Here is a 15437-nt window from a genome sequence, read left to right as displayed (position 1 = left end):
GATTTTGCAAAAATACGAATACAGTGGAGATATTCCTTCCATTTGCATGCGCAGCTATGGTGAGATATGATGGGTTCAGCGGCTTAAATCGCTTCCATAACTATTTCATAAATACGAAAGCGAGACGTGAACAACATAATGAGATCCATAGCATGGGTTACCGACAGCACAAGCACGATCGATCCCGCGTTCGCCCGGGACCATCATATCTATATTGTGCCCTTGCGATTGATTCTTGGACAAGAAACGTATCGGGAAGGCATTGATGTGACGGCTGAAGCCTTTTACGAGAAAATGAAGGATGAACCCAAAGTCAGCAGCTCACAGCCTCCGATCGGGGAATTCATCGAGTTATACGAATCCCTGAAGGGAAAATATGATGATGTCATTGCGATCCATTGCTCGTCCGAGCTGAGCGGGACATTGCATTCGTCGATCCAGGCTGCCGAAATAGCTGAGGTACCCGTGGTAGGAATAGATTCGAGAGCAGGAGCCTTTCCGCTCCGCGAGATGATACGATCCGGCATTGAGTGGCACAAGCAGGGCGATACCGTACAGACGATCAAGGAGAAAATCCAGGCCTTGGTCCATAATATGTCCTTCTATCTGATCCCCGCCAGTCTTCACCGGCTGCACAGCAGCGGCAGAGTATCCGGGACGCAGCTGCTTCTGAGCAATCTGCTCCGGATCCATCTGTTGCTTCGGTTCGAAGAGGGCAAAGTGATTGTGGAGGATAAGATCCGCACGTTCAAGAAGGCCAGACAGCGAATGCTGGAGACGTTGAAGCATGAGATTCAAATGATTAAAAAGGTCTGCATTATGCATGCGAACAACGAGGAGGAAGCGGAGGAGCTTCGGAAGGAAATCAGCGGCGCGCATCCGAGCGTGAAGACGGAAGTCATGACGTTCATCCCGGTCGTCGGCGTTCATGCCGGCGAAGGAACGATCGCGATGTCCTGGATTCGGCATTATCCTGCATAATCATTGACATATTATTGGTAGAGCCTGCAGAAGTTAACTGCAGGCTCTTTCCTGCTTCACGGCCGCAGTTTGTTGCTGCTGTTCATGCGAAAGTGCGCATATGGCGGATTTCCTCTGACATGGAAAGAGCGATACCGCCTGCAGGAAGCTGTCAGCGGTTCGAATCCGTACGCCGAGCATGCATCCATACTAGGATGGGTAATGGCTTTCGAGAGATTCGAATCCGTGGAACAAGTTGTATAGGTAATAGGCCAAGTTTGAGCCGGATGTGAAGAAGACGATCAATGAGCGAAACAGGGAGGAGTGACCCATTGTGAAGATTATCATTACGCAAGCCGAAGCGATGGAACGGAAAATATGGGATGACGTTATGCTGATGTTCGGTCTAAATGAGGACGACAAAATCGCCGACACGGAACAATTCATTTTGACGGAGGAACAGGCCAGGCAGCTGAACCTGATCGGTTAGGAAAAAGGAAATTGAAGTTTCGGGGCCGAATAAATACGTAGCAAGGTTTATAAAAAGGGTGGTGGCTCTAAGAAGATGAAGCAGTTAATGAAACATAAGCAAGCAGGGATATGGGCGATCATTCTGGTCATGATCTTGATGCTGCCGGCTTGTCAAGGCGGAGCAGGAACCAATATGCCGGGAAGCGGATCTGCGGATTCGGCATCCGGGAATGGACAGCAGCAGGAAGGCGACGCCGCCAAGCCGCCTGCTGAACACGAGGAGCAGGGTGGGCCCGCAAGTAACACGGGGGCTTCGGATTCTGAAGAGGAAGGGGATCCGTCCAAGGAAAGCGGGGCAGCTTCAGACCCTGCAATGGCTGCCGCAGCCGCACAGCTCTCCAAAATGACAGACAAAGAGAAGATTGGCCAGCTTGTCATGGTCGGGATCGAGGGTACGCGCATGGACGACGTCGCCCGCAAGATGCTGGATTCCTACCACGTCGGCGGGTTTATTTTCTTTAAGGATAATATCGCTAGCACCAGCCAAGCCGTAACGCTGCTTAACGAGCTGAAAAAGGCGAATGCGTCTAATCCGGTGCCGCTATGGCTGAGCATTGATGAGGAAGGAGGGCGGGTCACCCGCTTCCCGGAGGAATATGTCAAGCTGCCGTCAAGCGGAAAGGTGGGGAGCGGGAATGACCCCGACGTCACCCGTCAGGTCGGCGAGCTTATTGGACGGAAAGTAGGCTCGATCGGTATAAACATGGTCTATGCGCCGGTGCTTGATGTGAACAGCAATCCGGACAACCCGGTGATCGGGGACCGTTCCTTCGGTGAGACGGCAGAAGAGGTGGGCAGGCAGGGCATTGCTTCCATGAAAGGGATTCAGGAAGCGGGCGTCGTGCCGGTCGTGAAGCACTTCCCGGGCCATGGCGATACCTCAGTCGATTCCCATCTTGGGCTTCCTGTCGTAACTCATGATATAAAGCGGCTGCATGAGCTGGAGATTGCGCCATTCCGTAAAGCGATCGAGCAAGGCGCAGACGTTGTGATGGTCGGGCATCTGCTTATGAGGGCGATTGATGAGATAACGCCGTCCTCCTATTCCAAGGCGGTCATCACGGATCTGTTAAGGCAGGAGCTGGGCTTTGATGGTGTCGTCATCACGGACGACATGACAATGGGTGCCATTACGAAGAATATCGATGCCGGCGAGGCCGCGGTAAAGTCGATCTTGGCCGGAACCAATATCGTCATGATCGGACACGATTATGCACAGGAGGAGGCTGTCATTCAAGCCATCACGGAGGCCGTGGAATCGGGCGTGATTTCCGGGGAGGTGCTGGATGAACGCGTGCTGGCAACCCTGGCGCTCAAGCAGCGGTACCAATTGAACGACGAGCCGGCGGACATGCCGGACATCGAACGGTTAAATGAGGATACGAGGGCAGTGCTGAAGGAGATAAAGTAAGCCTTTTCTCCTTCAGCGTCAAGCCAAGGCAGGACAGGGGGACTGATTTCGTCATGATCCGGTCTTGGCCCGTTCTCGCCATCCTTATGTACTTGAAGAACATCCGTGAACATATACTACAACAGGCATTCCCGGGATTGAGCAACGAATGCCCCTTTGGATCTCCCGGTACGTATTTCAATCAAAAAAGGCAACCTCTTCAAAAGAGATTGCCGTGCTGGAACTAGAATATATTAGAAGTTGAAAAAATAGGCGTAATATGATAGAATGAAGGATAAATAATTATTAGGTAGATGTCATAATGACCTAATGATAGATTAGCACAAAATTATAGGATTGTCAACAGGGGGGCATAGAATGGAGAACCGTCAGAGTGCGGATTTTGCATTGGATCGTGAGGTAGTGGATGCGGAAAAAGCGGCTAATTCTCCCGCGGAGGATTTTGCAGTTCATGATGACCTCTCCCTTCCGCCAGGCATCAAGATTAGCGATCCGGTTCGCATGTACCTGAAGGAAATCGGCCGTGTTCCCCTTCTCTCAGCCGATGAGGAAGTGGAGCTGTCCAAGCGTATCGAGGAAGGCGATGAGGATGCGAAGCGACGTCTGGCGGAAGCCAATCTTCGTCTAGTCGTCAGCATTGCCAGACGTTATGCAGGTCGGGGCATGCAGTTCCTTGATCTGATACAGGAAGGCAATATGGGATTGATCAAAGCGGTGGAGAAGTTTGACTACTCCAAAGGCTTCAAGTTCAGCACCTATGCGACATGGTGGATTCGGCAGGCGATTACCCGCTCGATTGCCGACCAAGCGAGAACGATTCGAATTCCGGTTCACATGGTAGAGACGATCAATAAGCTCGTCCGTGTATCCAGACAGCTTCTGCAAGAGCTTGGGCGGGAGCCGTCACCGGAGGAAATTGCCAAGGAGATGGATATTACGCCGGAGAAGGTCCGGGAGATCCTCAAAGTTTCACAGGAGCCTGTATCGCTCGAGACGCCGGTTGGTGAGGAGAGCGATTCGAACCTGGGGGATTTCATCGAGGATCAGGATGCGCTGGCGCCAGCTGACGCTGCCGCCTTCGAGCTGCTTAAGGAGCAGCTTGAGGAAGTGCTCGATACCTTGACGGATCGTGAAGAGAACGTGCTTCGGCTTCGCTTCGGACTTGAGGACGGGCGGACCCGAACGCTTGAAGAGGTCGGTCAGGTATTCGGCGTTACGCGCGAGCGGATTCGACAGATTGAAGCGAAGGCGCTCCGTAAGCTTCGTCATCCGAGCCGCAGCAAGCGTCTCAAGGATTTCCTGGAGTAATCGATCGTTTCGTTCACGAAGTGGATCAACACCCCTTGATTGCAGTGCGCGCGCTGCAGTCAAGGGTTTTTTTATGGACTCATGCTTGTGACCCCTCCGATTGACACCAACCGACGAGTTGCATCATAATTATGTAGCATCCCCACAGGCAGGCGATTATCCGCTGTGTGAAAGTGAAATGATAGGGAGTGTCTAAGATGACTTTACATAAATCTGCAATTGATCGATTGTGCAAGCGCCATGTTCCGTTATCCGATTATTCAACTTACGGGGTCGGCGGCTTGGCGAATTATTTGGCTATGCCGGAGACTTCAGCAGATCTTGCGGAGCTGCTGCAGGATTGCAAGCGGCTCGGAATGCCGTGGTATATATTCGGCATGGGCTCCAACATCCTGTTTCCGGACGAACCGAATAAGGACATGGTGTATATTTCCTTGAAGCGGCTTGTCGAGCTGGCGGTCAGGGATGACAAATGGTATGTGGCGTCTGGAACGCCGATGTCGCTCTTGTCGCTTATGGGCTTGATTGGCGGGGGCGATTCGCTGGACTTTACGTTCCTGCTGCCGGGCTGCGTCGGGGCAGGCATCTATATGAACGCTAAGTATAATGCCAGCCAAGTATGCGACATTCTTGATACGGTTTATTATATCGACACGATGGATCCGGGGCTCAGCGTCCGTTCAATCCCGGCTTCGGAATGCCAATTCGCTTACAAACAGTCGATATTCCAGCACCATCCATGGATTATTATCGGGGCAGATCTGAACACGCCGGTCAGCTCCGAGGAGCAGATCAGCTCTACCGCGCTGCTGTTGCAGGAGTGGAAGACGAGAGGAAGTCACCCATCCTCGTTGCCGTCGTTCTTCTCCTTCTTCCTTGGCGAGGTTCATGCGCTCGCGGGAAGAGGCATACCGACCCCGCAGTCGATGCTCGACATTATCAAGTACCGGACAAGTAAACGGCATTTCGATTACCCTTCCTGCGGCTCCGTATTTAAAAATAACTATGATTATGGAGTTGCCATCGGCTCCTTGGTGGATCAGCTGAATTTGAAGGGGACGGAATACGGCGGGGCGATCATTTCCCCGCATCACGGCAATATGATCCTGAATCAGAATCATGCCAAAGCGACGGATATATTATATTTGATGAATGTCATTACAGAGGCGATTCATCAACGGTTCGGTTTTATTCCAGAGCCTGAGATTGTCTTGGTGTAAAAGGGACCATTCAAAAATTCTCTGTAAAGTCATTGGAATAAGGAGCATTTAACGCTATAATCAGATAGGTGACATCTGTTTATGGATTTAAACGGTTAATCTAGGATGTGAAAGGGGAATAACCTATGGCTAAAACATTGATCTTTGGACACAAAAATCCGGATACGGATACGATTTGCTCGGCAATCGCTTATGCCGATTTGAAGAAACAGCTCGGACTCGACGCTGAACCGGTACGTCTCGGCGAAGTGAACGGAGAGACCGCTTATGCGTTGAAATACTTCAACGTCGAAGCACCGCGTCTGGTAGAGACCGTTGCGAATGAGGCTCAGGACGTCATTCTTGTCGATCATAATGAACGCCAGCAAAGCGCTAGCGACATCGAACAAGTTCGGGTGGTTGAAGTTATCGACCATCATCGGATCGCCAATTTTGAGACAAGCCAGCCGCTGTACTACCGCGCTGAGCCTGTCGGCTGCACCGCTACGATCCTGAACAAGATCTACAAAGAGAAGGGCATTGCAGTCCGTAAGGAAATCGCAGGGCTGATGCTGTCCGCCATTATATCCGATTCGTTGCTGTTCAAATCTCCAACCTGCACAGAGGAAGATGTTGCTGCTGCCCGCGAGCTCGCGGAGATTGCAGGCGTCGATGCGGAAAGCTACGGACTCGACATGCTGAAGGCCGGTGCCGATCTGAGCGACAAAACGATCGAGCAGCTTATTTCCCTTGACGCGAAGGAATTCAGCATGGGCGCAGCGAAGGTTGAAATCGCCCAAGTGAATGCGGTTGACACAAACGACGTTCTGTCCCGTCAAGCAGAGCTTGAAGAGGCCATTCAAGGGATTATCGCTAAGAAAAACCTGGATCTGTTCGTGTTCGTTGTTACAGACATTCTGAATAACGACTCGATTGCGCTCGCGCTTGGCAAGGATGCCAAGGCGGTTGAAAGAGCCTACAATGTGTCGCTTTCGGATAATAAAGCGCTGCTCAAGGGCGTTGTATCCCGTAAATCGCAAATTGTTCCCGTGCTTACCGAAGCTTTCAATCAATAATACTTATGTTAAGGCCTGTCCCTGCTGAACCATTGGTTCGGCAGACAGGCTTTTTTTGTTGCGGACAGCGCGGCGGATGTGCATTCACCGTCATTGAAATGCGAAGGTTGAGATATTGTAATGAATTTACACCGCTTTGACATCCTTTTTGGCGCGATGCTCCGTATAATCGTAGTATGAATCATAAATAGAGGATTGTTTCAATCTCACGGAATTCGGGTAATATACGGTGAGAAAACGATCTTTCACACTTAGTAATGTTGAGGGAGCGATGAGAAGTATGAAGAAGACGGCTTGGAGATTGGGAGCGTTGATGCTGCTTGGTTTGTTCATGATCCATTCGGTTGGCGTAGCCTCGAGCAACAATTATGAGCCGGTTCCGAAAGCTTCGAATCAGGAGGCTGCCTATATCAATGCGCTTGAGGTGAAAGACGGACAGGTCTATCTGGAAATCGATCCGATTGAATGGTACGAAGGCGAGGAAGCAAACGCGATCTTCCGAGAGCGGGAGCAAGACCCGGAAATGACCGAAGCCCCGGACGGCTATTATATTGTTAATGATACGGAAGAGCGGATTACATTGCCCGTAGCGGGAAACGCTGAGGTTCGCCTGCAGCTGTATGATCATACCGGACGGTATGAGGATGCCCAGGTCGTGTGGAATCAGCAGGTCAGCCTCGACAAGTTCACCGATATCTATCGAAAAGACGATATTGTGGATATGAAATGGTTCCCGTTCCACATCACGGTGGAAGACGGCGAGGTCGTGAAGATCATCCAGCAATATGTGCCGTAACTTGGGCCTTGAAGGCCCAAGAAGGCTTTATGAGTACATCCGGCTCGTCCTGGGATCAGATCAGCGCTGCACTGAACCTTTTGCCTAGTCCATATCTTGAGGGTGAATAAGGTCTTGTTTATTAATATCGCTATTTAACCAATTTGAGATAAGCTTTTGAGTGTATTCTAAATCTTCTGCATCAAGGTCATAGTACCAGGTGGTTCCTCTCGTTTTTCCCCGGCCTTGTAACATGTGGTTCTCAAAATCAGGCGGCGTATCATTTAAATAAACAGTTTCAGCCAATTTCAGGATCAGATCAGGGTCCATGTTAGTGGTGAAATTGGACCCCGCAATATCGATTAATTCAGGAACTTTAGCGACGTTCTTGAAATCTAAAATTTTGTTCGTAACGGCTCTAATAAATATTCGCTGCCGCTCGGTACGTTTAAAATCGGAGTCCTCTCGGTAACGAACGTAACTTAAAGCATCAAGACCGTCATACATCGGTTGGTTAGGCTCTATCCTTAATTTTTCATGCTTCGGGTTCTTATTTTCAATTACTTTGGTTATCGGAAGCTTTACACCTCCAATTGCGTCCACAATGTCTATAACTCCTTTAAAATTCACTGTAGCGTAATAATCGACTCGGTTCTTGAGTAAGGACGCAACTGTGTCCATACTCATTTTTTCTCCGCCATGAGCATACGCAGAGTTGATTTTTGATTTTACATCCCTGCCTATTATTTCAGTATATGAATCCCGGGGGATCGAGACTAATAGGATTTTGTTATCTTTAGGTCGAATTACGGAATATATGATCGTATCTGATCTGCTGGGCTCTTGATCACGCTGATCAATCCCCATTAGGAGCAAGGAAAAGGGTTTACCTTCATAGGCGTGAGTATTTCTAATCTCGTACCCAAACGGTTTGTAGGAATTGTCTAACGTTTCTTTGATATCTTTTTTGAGCAGTGTATTAAAGGCAAGCAACGATAATTCTTTTCTGAACAGATATCCAGCGCCGACAAGCAGGATGAGTATGATGAGCGATATCCCGATCCGTTTCTTGATATTGATTCTGCTGCGGCCCTTAAGCCTCCTCCTTGACACCGTTCTAGGTTCCAGTTCCATATAACGTTACAACTCCTCAATAAATAGTTTTGAAAATGAAAATGGTTAACGGATGCCGAGTAGAAGTTGATCCCGTGAAGAAGGGGTCGAAGGGTTTGCCAATATATCATTCGATCGATTTGAGAGAAGTAAATCTCGGCATTATATCCCTATTCTAGTTTAATTTCCAGAAAAATCAACAAACTTCTTGGTAGATTTGCAATGCTGTCCCTCAATGACAAGAAGTGCCGCTGCATGCATAGCGACACTTCTTTGTTATATTATTTGTTTTTGACTCGGATCGCCGGCATGGACTAAGAGTCCTTGCGGCCTGGATGTGCGGGCGGCGCCAGCTTTCCATTAACGACATCGCTGACGAACTGCGGAAGCTTCGCCTTATGCTCCGAATATTCTTCCTTGGAAATTTTCCCTTCCGACAGTTTTCGGTCAAGATGCTTTGTAAATGCCTGAACCTGCTGATCGATCACGGACTGCACGGCTACTCCTTGCTCCTTCGCCAGCTGGGCAAGGGTTTTACCGGACCGGAGGGATTCCTTCAATTGGTCATCCGACAGCTTCAGCATTTGGGCAAGCTCATGCTCGGCGGCAATCATTCTTCCTTGGCGATGATGTACCCGCTGCTTCTTCCACCCGCCTTTGGCATCGAGAAGTCTGTCGGCAGCCGCGGAGTAATCAATGGATTTACCGAGCTGCTTCGGGTGTGCCGCTACTTTCTCCTTCAACATCTCGACGAGCTTCGCTTTTATATCCTCTCTGGAAACCCCTTGCTCTTTGGCAATTTCAGCGAGCGAGGAGGTCTTGAGCTTGTCCCGCAGAACCTCTGGCTCTAGCTTGAGATAATCGGAGATGGCTTTGAACATGCGGCCGGGTTTATGCTGACCGTGGCCGTCTTGCGCGGCAGGGCGAGAAGGAGAAGAGGCCTTATTCTCATTACCTGCAGGCTCCTGCGCCCATGTCGTGCCGGGCAGATAGGCGAGTCCCATGACGATGGCGATCGTCATCAAGACAAGTCTTCTGGTGAAATTCAAATATTTACGGTTCATATAGGTTACCGCCTTTCTGGATGTTTGGTGTAACGTTCGTCATTGTTTCCCGTTTTGCTGAGTTCATCATTAAAATAACCTTAATATAGGATGAAAATACATAAATTTCATTATTTCGACAATGTTAATGAAGCTTCTGTGAACCTATCGACTCTTTTCTGCTAATATGGTATTATGGTGTCCTGATAACGCACTAAAGCAAAACGCAGAAATTTTCATATTGCACGGATCACCGATATCCTGAATATGGCTGCATGAATTGTCACAAGGGGGATTTATACATGAAAAAATTGGCGTCATTATTGGCAGGATTGGTTATCCTAATGACTGTGATCGGGTGTTCAAGCTCAGGAGGCAGCTCGAATGAGCTGGTGATCGGCATCGACGACAAATTTGCTCCGATGGGCTTCCGGGATGAGAACAACGAAATCGTCGGTTTCGATATTGATTATGCGCGTGCCGCTGCAGAGAAGATGGGGATGGAGGTAAAGTTCCAGCCGATCGACTGGAAAGCGAAGGAATCGGAGCTGATGAGCGGACGAATCGATCTGATCTGGAATGGTTACACAATCACGGATGAGCGCAAGGAGAAGGTGCTGTTTACGAAGCCTTACCTTGAGAACAGCCAAGTCGTAGCAGTGCTTGAAGGTTCGGAAATCAGTACCATTAGTGACCTGGCCGGCAAGAATATCGGCCTGCAGTCGCTTTCGTCCGCAGCTGATGCGCTCAGTGCGAATGCTATCCATAGCCAAGTGAAGGACATTTCCGAATTTCCGGACAACGTGCTTGCCTTAAGCGATTTGAAGAATGGCCGGGTGGATGCCGTCGTGATTGACGAGGTCGTTATGAAATATTATATGTCCAAGGAAGAAGGCACCTATAAGATTTTGGAAGAAACTCTGGCGCCTGAACAATATGGCATCGGTGTGAAGAAGGGCAACGAGGAGCTGCTGAACAAGCTGCAGAAGGCTTTGGATGAGCTGAATGCCGATGGTACCGCCGCCTCGATATCTAAAAAATGGTTTGGCGAAGAAAAGGTATTGAAATAATTCGCAGAACCAAGATGATGTAAGCAGTCTTTTCATAGCAAATGATCAAGAAACCGGACTTTGACCCAAGGCTCCGGTTTTGTTGACGACATTAATGAAAAACTCTGAATTTGAGTTTTCATAACGGGAGTATAGTGATCAACATGAATTTGGATTATATCATTCAGATCGGCAAGCCGATGCTGGAGGGCGCACAGACAACGATACTGCTGTTCTTCATTGCCATCATTGCATCCATCCCGCTCGGCTTTGCCTTAACGTTAATGGCGAGAAGTTCGGTGAAGCCGCTCGCCTGGTTTGCGGGAGTTTATATCTACGTCATGCGGGGCACGCCGCTGCTGCTGCAGATGCTGTTCATCTGCTTCGGCCTGCCTGTGCTGCCGGTCATCGGGGAGTATCTCGTTTTTGATCGTTTTGTTGCGGCATGCTTGGCCTTCGTGCTGAACTATGCCGCCTATTTTGCCGAAATTTTCAGAGGCGGCCTGCTGTCCATAGATAAGGGACAGTATGAAGCCGCACAGGTGCTCGGCCTTAGCAGATGGCAGACGATGGTCAGAGTCATCCTGCCGCAAATGTTCCGCGTGGCTCTGCCGGCCGTTTCGAACGAATCCATTACGCTGATTAAAGACACCGCGCTGCTGTATGCGGTGGCGGTACCGGAGCTGCTTCATTTCGCGCATACAGCCGTCAACCGCGATGTTACCATCATGCCGTTTGTGATTGCAGGCATCATTTATTTGCTGATGACGCTCGTACTTACGCTGCTGTTCAAATACCTCGAACGACGATTTAAATTTCAATAGAAGGAATGGCTGCTATGGCGATTATTGAAGTATCCCACATGAAGAAATCATTCGGACAGCTGGACGTGCTGAAAGACGTCAGCTTCGATATACAACGGAACGAAGTCGTGGCCGTTATCGGCCCCTCCGGCTCGGGAAAGAGTACAATGCTTCGGAGCCTTGTCCATCTGGAAGAGATCAATGGCGGATCGATCAAGGTCCAGGACCAATATCTGGTGAAGGACGGGACATATTCCGCTCAAAAACAAATCAAGACGATCACTTCCCGCATGGGGATGGTGTTCCAGCACTTTAATCTGTTTCCGCATCTCACCGTTCAAGAGAATTTGGCGCTCGCACCGAAATACGTGAAGAAGGAATCGAGGGATGAAGTGGCAAGAAGGAGTGCTGCATTGCTGCAAAAGGTCGGCCTTGCGGATAAAGCGGGTGTCTACCCGGCGAACCTGTCCGGGGGGCAGAAACAGCGTGTCGCCATTGCGAGGGCGCTCATGATGAGCCCCGACATCCTGCTGTTCGACGAGCCGACGTCGGCGCTCGATCCCGAACTGACGGGGGAAGTGCTTGAGGTGATCCGGCAATTGGCCAGGGAGAATATGACGATGATTATCGTTACCCATGAGATGGGATTTGCACGGGATGTAGCGGACCGGATCCTCTTCATGGATCACGGACAAGTGATCGAGTCGGGAACGCCGGAGCAAATCTTTCATCATCCGAAAGTCGATCGAACCCGGGAGTTTCTTAACCGGGCGATGCGTTAACCAATATAGACCTGCTGCACTTACAGGACCACATCGTCCTGCAGGTGAAGCAGGTTTATTTTTTGGGCGAAAAATATGTAATTTTAGTGAAAGCGTTTAATTTCCGGGTTGACGAATGGAGAAATGCCCGATATCATTGTTTTAAAGAAATATGAATTGATTCATATAAATATTTATAAAAGTACAGCGAGGAGCGAGTAACCAATGAGTCATGTTATTACGATTAACGCCGATGTGTCGCATGGAACGATTAACCGCAATATTTACGGGCATTTCTCCGAGCACTTGGGACGCTGCATTTATGAAGGGATCTGGGTCGGCGAAGATTCGAAGATTCCTAACACGGAAGGAATCCGAAATGATGTATTGGAAGCTCTGAAGAAGCTCAAGATTCCGGTACTGCGTTGGCCGGGCGGCTGCTTCGCGGATGAATATCATTGGAAGGACGGCATCGGACCGCGGGAGAACCGCAAGCGGATGATCAATACGCACTGGGGCGGCGTGGTCGAGAATAATCATTTCGGTACCCATGAGTTTATGCGGCTGTGCGAGCTGCTGGAATGCGAACCATACATATCGGGCAACGTCGGAAGCGGCACGGTTCAGGAAATGTCGGAATGGGTCGAGTATATGACGTTCGACGGGGTGTCTCCGATGGCTGAATGGCGTAAGGAGAACGGCCGGGAGAAGCCTTGGAAGCTGAAATATTTCGGCGTGGGCAACGAGAACTGGGGATGCGGCGGCAATATGCGTCCGGAATATTATGCGGACCTGTATCGCCAGTACCAGACCTATGTCCGGAATTACGGTGAGAATCAGGTGTACAAGATCGCCTGCGGCCCGAACGTGGACGATTACCGCTGGATGGAGACGGTCATGAGGGAAGCCCATCCGTTTATGGATGCGATCAGCCTCCATTATTACACGATTCCGGGCGAATTCTGGACGGGCAAGGGCCCTGCGACCGGATTTACGGAGCAGGAATGGTTTACGACCATGAAAAAGGCGCTCCATATGGATGAGTTGATTACGAGACATTCCGCGATTATGGATCAATATGATCCGAACAAGCGGATCGGTTTGATCGTAGATGAATGGGGAACCTGGTATGATGTGGAGCCTGGAACGAATCCCGGCTTCCTGTATCAGCAAAACACGATTCGGGACGCTCTCGTTGCCGGCTTGACGCTGAACATCTTCCATGAGCATAATGACCGTGTCGTCATGGCGAATATCGCACAGATCGTCAACGTGCTTCAGTCCGTCATCTTGACGGAAGGAGAGAAAATGCTGCTGACGCCGACTTACCATGTGTTCAATATGTATAAGGTGCATCAGGACGCGGAACGTCTGGATGCCCACATCAGCGGCTCCGAATATGAAATGGACGGCGAAAAGATTCCGCAAGTCTCCGTCTCTGCATCCAAGGATGCCGAAGGGAAAATCCATGTCAGCCTGTGTAATGTAAGCCATGATTCGCAGGCGGATGTGTCCGTTGCACTCCGCGGTCTTGCCGGACCGATCTTCAAAATCAAGGCTGAGCAGCTGGCCGCAGATTCGCTGGACGCCCATAACACCTTTGAGGAACCGGACGCGCTTACGCCGTCGACCTTCAGTGCCTATGAAGTGGAGGAAGGCATCCTTCACGCGAAGCTCGCTCCGATGTCCGTGACCGTCTTCGAAATTACGGCGGGGTAATCCGCATGGCGGATAACCGATGCAAGGGCTGCCGCGACGATTATGTCGTCGACAGCAAACAGATTGAGCGTGTGCTGGCGTCCCCGATGTTCCGCTCGGACCGCTGCGTCTCCGACAGCGAGTATGAAACTCGCCTGCATGCCTGCATGTCATGCCCGAAGCTGCAAGGCGGCACCACATGCCTGGTATGCGGCTGTATCGTGCAGATCACGGCAAAGCTGAAGGAGAAGCGTTGTCCATATCCCGGAGAAGACCGATGGTCGGCTGAGGCCGTATCTTGACGCTTCCCGGTACATTAGCCTGCTTCCCGTGTATTAAACACGGGAAGCAGTTTTTTTTAATGGAAGATTTCCTCGTCACAAGGGACCTGAGGTTTACAAATTCTGACGGCCGATGATATGATTTTAAGATACATATTGAGACTTAGGGCTTAGGAATGGAGGCTGCAATGAATAGAGGAATCTTCGCCTGTTACTGGACCGCTCATTCCGGCACTTCGCTGGCCGATGTCGTGTATATCATGGCGATCACGACATATATGTACCAGGAATCGGGCTCTGCATTCATCGCCGCGCTGTTTCCGCTGCTCAATGCAGCAGCCAAATTCGTGGCGGGATTCACGGTGCCGCTTCTTATGGAAAGGTACCCGTTTGCCAAGCTTCTCACTAGGCTGCAGCTTGTAAAAGCGTTGCTCGTTACCGCGCTTGTGGTGTTTTTTCCATACATCGCTCCGCACGTTTATCTGCTGTGCATCTTGATCCTGCTGATCGCCTGCGCTCACGGCTGGGGGACTCCGCTCCTGCAGTCGATCGTGCCGCGAATCGTGCCGTCGGACCGGCTTGTAAAGGCGAACAGCTCCCTGTCGGTGACGGAGCAATCGCTGCAAATTGCGGGCTACACCTTCACAGGCTTCCTGGTGACCCAGATCGGGCATCAACCGACGTTAATCATTACGGCCATCCTGATCTGGGTATCGGTGATCAGCCTGCTGCTTGTCACACGGGTAATGCCAGGTGACGATTCGGGCCCGCGGCGTGCGAAGCCGAATCGTAAGGCGATTCTTGAGGGGTGGTCGTATTTATGGCGTATCCCGACGCTTCGTATCGTAACGCTTATGGATATGATTGAAGGCGTTGCCGGAACGATCTGGGTCGGTGCCATTACCTTGGTTTACGTGAAGGAAGTGCTGCATCAAGGAGAAGCATGGTGGGGCTTTATTAATGCAAGCTATTATGCGGGCGCGATTCTGGGCGGTCTGCTGACGGTTCTGTTCTCATCGTTTATCCAGAAGCATTTGATCGCTTGTATGGCTGCAGGCTCCGCCGTGTTCAGCCTGCTGACGCTGTGGTACGGGCTGAACAGCATTCCGATGGTTGCACTCGTGCTGTGTATCGGAATGGGACCGGCGTATCAGCTGAGGGACGTTGCACAGCAAACGGCTTTCCAGACGAGCATCGAGCCATCCATGCTGCCGAAGGTATACGCATCGCGCGGCATTCTGCTTTCAACGATTACGAGCATTTCAATCGCCGTCATCGGTCTGATTGCGGATACGCTCGGCATTCGGATGGTCTACATCATCGGTGCCGTTTGTATTGCGGTTTCAGCCGGGTTGTCTTTCGTCATCGTAAGTATGCAAAAGAAGCAGACCCAAGCGGTGGACTCAAGCGGGAGAACGGCTTAGCAAGA

Annotated in this window: 14 protein-coding genes and 1 pseudogene; 13 read left to right on the top strand and 2 right to left on the bottom strand. The window is 50.4% G+C overall.

Translation table 11 applies throughout. The annotated features are described in order from the left end of the window. Nucleotides 1-138: 138 nt before the first annotated feature. The 7 genes and pseudogenes from NST08_RS17965 (at nt 139) to NST08_RS17935 (ending at nt 7281) form a co-directional block, all read left to right on the top strand. Nucleotides 139-981, top strand: a complete 843-nt coding sequence (locus NST08_RS17965; protein WP_210095067.1) for a DegV family protein — start codon at nt 139-141, stop codon at nt 979-981. Between the two features lie 313 nt (nt 982-1294). After that, the gene (locus tag NST08_RS17960; protein WP_186311147.1) at nt 1295-1450 is read left to right on the top strand and encodes a hypothetical protein; all 156 of its coding nucleotides are present in this window, start codon (nt 1295-1297) and stop codon (nt 1448-1450) included. Between the two features lie 87 nt (nt 1451-1537). Further along, a complete protein-coding gene (gene nagZ / locus NST08_RS17955; RefSeq protein ID WP_341342116.1) occupies nt 1538-2902 on the top strand; it encodes a beta-N-acetylhexosaminidase in 1365 nt (454 codons plus the stop codon). A gap of 369 nt (nt 2903-3271) precedes the next feature. Then, nucleotides 3272-4210, top strand: a pseudogene (rpoD, locus tag NST08_RS17950) (RNA polymerase sigma factor RpoD); the annotation flags it as partial. A gap of 197 nt (nt 4211-4407) precedes the next feature. Further along, the gene (locus NST08_RS17945; RefSeq protein WP_210095064.1) at nt 4408-5430 is read left to right on the top strand and encodes a UDP-N-acetylmuramate dehydrogenase; all 1023 of its coding nucleotides are present in this window, start codon (nt 4408-4410) and stop codon (nt 5428-5430) included. Nucleotides 5431-5555: 125 nt separating this feature from the next. Next, nucleotides 5556-6485: a manganese-dependent inorganic pyrophosphatase gene (locus tag NST08_RS17940; RefSeq protein ID WP_028406260.1), complete on the top strand. Its 930-nt coding sequence runs from the start codon at nt 5556-5558 to the stop codon at nt 6483-6485. A gap of 280 nt (nt 6486-6765) precedes the next feature. Further along, the gene (locus tag NST08_RS17935; protein WP_040738154.1) at nt 6766-7281 is read left to right on the top strand and encodes a hypothetical protein; all 516 of its coding nucleotides are present in this window, start codon (nt 6766-6768) and stop codon (nt 7279-7281) included. 84 nt (nt 7282-7365) lie between these two features. On the opposite strand, the gene NST08_RS17930 is transcribed toward NST08_RS17935, so the two are convergent. Together NST08_RS17930 and NST08_RS17925 are read right to left on the bottom strand one after the other, a co-directional pair. Continuing rightward, a complete protein-coding gene (locus NST08_RS17930; protein WP_210095063.1) occupies nt 7366-8394 on the bottom strand; it encodes an LCP family protein in 1029 nt (342 codons plus the stop codon). Nucleotides 8395-8687: 293 nt separating this feature from the next. After that, on the bottom strand, nt 8688-9437 hold the full coding sequence (locus NST08_RS17925; protein ID WP_341342115.1) for a hypothetical protein: 750 nt from the start codon (nt 9435-9437) through the stop codon (nt 8688-8690). 281 nt (nt 9438-9718) lie between these two features. On the opposite strand from NST08_RS17925, the gene NST08_RS17920 reads away from it, so the two are divergent. The 6 genes from NST08_RS17920 (at nt 9719) to NST08_RS17895 (ending at nt 15432) form a co-directional block, all read left to right on the top strand. Then, nucleotides 9719-10486, top strand: coding sequence for a transporter substrate-binding domain-containing protein (locus NST08_RS17920; RefSeq protein WP_028406257.1), 768 nt, complete (start codon nt 9719-9721; stop codon nt 10484-10486). Nucleotides 10487-10629: 143 nt separating this feature from the next. Then, nucleotides 10630-11289, top strand: coding sequence for an ABC transporter permease subunit (locus NST08_RS17915; RefSeq protein ID WP_028406256.1), 660 nt, complete (start codon nt 10630-10632; stop codon nt 11287-11289). 14 nt (nt 11290-11303) lie between these two features. Then, a complete protein-coding gene (locus NST08_RS17910) occupies nt 11304-12050 on the top strand; it encodes an amino acid ABC transporter ATP-binding protein (RefSeq protein ID WP_341342114.1) in 747 nt (248 codons plus the stop codon). A 204-nt stretch (nt 12051-12254) separates the two neighbouring features. Further along, nucleotides 12255-13748: an alpha-N-arabinofuranosidase gene (locus NST08_RS17905; RefSeq protein WP_341342113.1), complete on the top strand. Its 1494-nt coding sequence runs from the start codon at nt 12255-12257 to the stop codon at nt 13746-13748. Between the two features lie 5 nt (nt 13749-13753). Further along, nucleotides 13754-14029 (top strand): DUF6171 family protein, encoded by a 276-nt coding sequence (locus NST08_RS17900; protein ID WP_007128531.1) that lies wholly within the window; start codon nt 13754-13756, stop codon nt 14027-14029. 167 nt (nt 14030-14196) lie between these two features. Beyond that, on the top strand, nt 14197-15432 hold the full coding sequence (locus NST08_RS17895) for an MFS transporter (protein ID WP_341342112.1): 1236 nt from the start codon (nt 14197-14199) through the stop codon (nt 15430-15432). Nucleotides 15433-15437: the final 5 nt, after the last annotated feature.

This window comes from Paenibacillus sp. FSL K6-1566, assembly GCF_038050475.1.
Lineage (GTDB): Bacteria > Bacillota > Bacilli > Paenibacillales > Paenibacillaceae > Paenibacillus_AQ > Paenibacillus_AQ lactis.
This window is presented reverse-complemented; position numbering and strand designations above follow the sequence as displayed.

What these genes read in the sequence shown, in the direction of transcription:
- NST08_RS17895 (WP_341342112.1), top strand. Translation starts at nt 14,197, where the DNA reads ATGAATAGAGGAATCTTCGCCTGTTACTGGACCGCTCATTCCGGCACT.
- NST08_RS17930 (WP_210095063.1), bottom strand. Translation starts at nt 8,394, where the DNA reads ATGGAACTGGAACCTAGAACGGTGTCAAGGAGGAGGCTTAAGGGCCGC.
- NST08_RS17965 (WP_210095067.1), top strand. Translation starts at nt 139, where the DNA reads ATGAGATCCATAGCATGGGTTACCGACAGCACAAGCACGATCGATCCC.
- NST08_RS17940 (WP_028406260.1), top strand. Translation starts at nt 5,556, where the DNA reads ATGGCTAAAACATTGATCTTTGGACACAAAAATCCGGATACGGATACG.
- NST08_RS17935 (WP_040738154.1), top strand. Translation starts at nt 6,766, where the DNA reads ATGAAGAAGACGGCTTGGAGATTGGGAGCGTTGATGCTGCTTGGTTTG.
- NST08_RS17925 (WP_341342115.1), bottom strand. Translation starts at nt 9,437, where the DNA reads ATGAACCGTAAATATTTGAATTTCACCAGAAGACTTGTCTTGATGACG.
- NST08_RS17910 (WP_341342114.1), top strand. Translation starts at nt 11,304, where the DNA reads ATGGCGATTATTGAAGTATCCCACATGAAGAAATCATTCGGACAGCTG.
- NST08_RS17945 (WP_210095064.1), top strand. Translation starts at nt 4,408, where the DNA reads ATGACTTTACATAAATCTGCAATTGATCGATTGTGCAAGCGCCATGTT.
- NST08_RS17905 (WP_341342113.1), top strand. Translation starts at nt 12,255, where the DNA reads ATGAGTCATGTTATTACGATTAACGCCGATGTGTCGCATGGAACGATT.
- NST08_RS17920 (WP_028406257.1), top strand. Translation starts at nt 9,719, where the DNA reads ATGAAAAAATTGGCGTCATTATTGGCAGGATTGGTTATCCTAATGACT.
- nagZ (WP_341342116.1), top strand. Translation starts at nt 1,538, where the DNA reads ATGAAACATAAGCAAGCAGGGATATGGGCGATCATTCTGGTCATGATC.
- NST08_RS17900 (WP_007128531.1), top strand. Translation starts at nt 13,754, where the DNA reads ATGGCGGATAACCGATGCAAGGGCTGCCGCGACGATTATGTCGTCGAC.
- NST08_RS17915 (WP_028406256.1), top strand. Translation starts at nt 10,630, where the DNA reads ATGAATTTGGATTATATCATTCAGATCGGCAAGCCGATGCTGGAGGGC.